This window comes from Streptomyces sparsus (assembly GCF_054776295.1).
Window position 1 is genome coordinate 1 of record NZ_BAAHCA010001079.1, and the last position, 1,488, is coordinate 1,488.

Consider the following 1,488-nt stretch of genomic DNA (forward strand, 5'->3'; position numbering starts at 1 on the left):
GGCGACCGCGGCCGACGTGCTGTCGGCGCACCGGCTGGTCGGCGTCGACTGGTCGCAGGACGCGCTGCGCCGGGCGTCCGCGCACCTGACCGCGGTACGCGGCGAGCTGACCGATCCGGGGCTGCCGATCGCCACCGGAGCGGCCGACGCGGTGCTGTTCAGCGAGGTCATCGAGCACCTGGTGGATCCGGACGCGGCCCTGGACGAGCTGCGCCGGGTGCTGCGTCCCGGTGGCCACCTGCTGCTGTCCACGCCCAACCTGGCGGCCTGGTACAACCGCGGGCTGCTGCTGGCGGGCGTGCAGCCGGTGTTCTCCGAGGTCTCGATGCGCGGCATCCACGGGCGTCCCGGCTCGCAGGTGGTCGGCCACCTGCGCCTGTACACCGCGCGGGCACTGCGGTCGATGCTGCCGGCGGCCGGTTTTGACATCGTCGCCATCAGCGGCGCCCCGTACCACGACGTGCCCCGCCCGCTGCGTCCGCTGGACCGGCTGGCCTGCCACGCGCCCTCGCTCGCCTCGATCCTGCTCGTGCACGCCCGGCGACGGGAGGGCGGCTGACCATGTGGTGGGGCGTGGCAGCGGCGCTGTTGGCCAATCTCCTCATCAGCATCGGCTTCGTGGTGGAGAAGCGGGCGCTGACGGGTCTGCCGCCGTTGTCCGCCGGCCGGCCCGCGGCGCTGGTGCTGCACCTGCTGCACAGCCCGCTGTGGATCGTCGGCGCGTTGTCCCTGGGCATGGGCTTCGTGGCGCAGCTCGTCGTGTACCGCACGCTGCCGCTGATCGCCGCCCAGGGCCTCTTCGTCACCGGCCTGGTGATGCTGATGCTGCTGTCCTCGGTGTTCCTGGGCGAGCGGCCCAGTGGCCGGGAGCGCCAGTCCATGGTGGCGATCATCATGGCCCTGGTCATGATCGTGTTCTCGTTGCGCGGCAGCGAGGAGGCGATCAGCCGGCTCGCGCCCGCCCCCGTCATGCTGGCCATCTGCGTGCCGGCGCTGGCCACCGGGCTGGGCCTCTTCGTCGCCGCCGAGCGGCGCTCCCGCCGCCGCCACCGGCTGCCCACCGCCGGAGTGCCCTACGGGGTGGCGGTGGGCTTTCTCTACGGTGTCAGTTCGCTGGCCATCAAGGGCGTCGCCGGGCTGCTCAGCCCGGACGGGCTGCTGGCGACGCTGGGCGCGGCACTCACCTCGCCCTACCCCTACCTGCTGCTGGTCACCGGCTCCACGGGACTCGTGCTCTCGCAGACCGCTCTCCAGCGCTGCCGGGCCTCGCTGGTCGTCCCGGTGTGCACCACGGTGACGTTCCTGTTCACCGTCGCCGCCGGGACCATCGCCTTCGCGGAACCGCTGCCGGAGGAGCCGCTGCGGCTCGCACTGCGGCTGGGCGGCTCGCTGCTCGCGGTGTCCGTCCTGCTGCTGCTGCCCCGGCACGACGAGTCCCCGCAGCCCGCCCCACCCCCGCCGGGGACGGCCGGTACGGCGGACGCCCCG

General features: G+C 73.8%; 2 protein-coding genes. Both read left to right on the forward strand.

Translation table 11 applies throughout. The features are described 5' to 3' along the window. Nucleotides 1-559 (forward strand): class I SAM-dependent methyltransferase (locus ACYVE9_RS26435; protein ID WP_461030419.1); only part of this gene is annotated, 559 nt, incomplete at its 5' end. Between the two features lie 14 nt (nt 560-573). Next, the coding region (locus ACYVE9_RS26440; RefSeq protein WP_461030420.1) for a DMT family transporter at nt 574-1,488 on the forward strand (915 nt) is incomplete at its 3' end.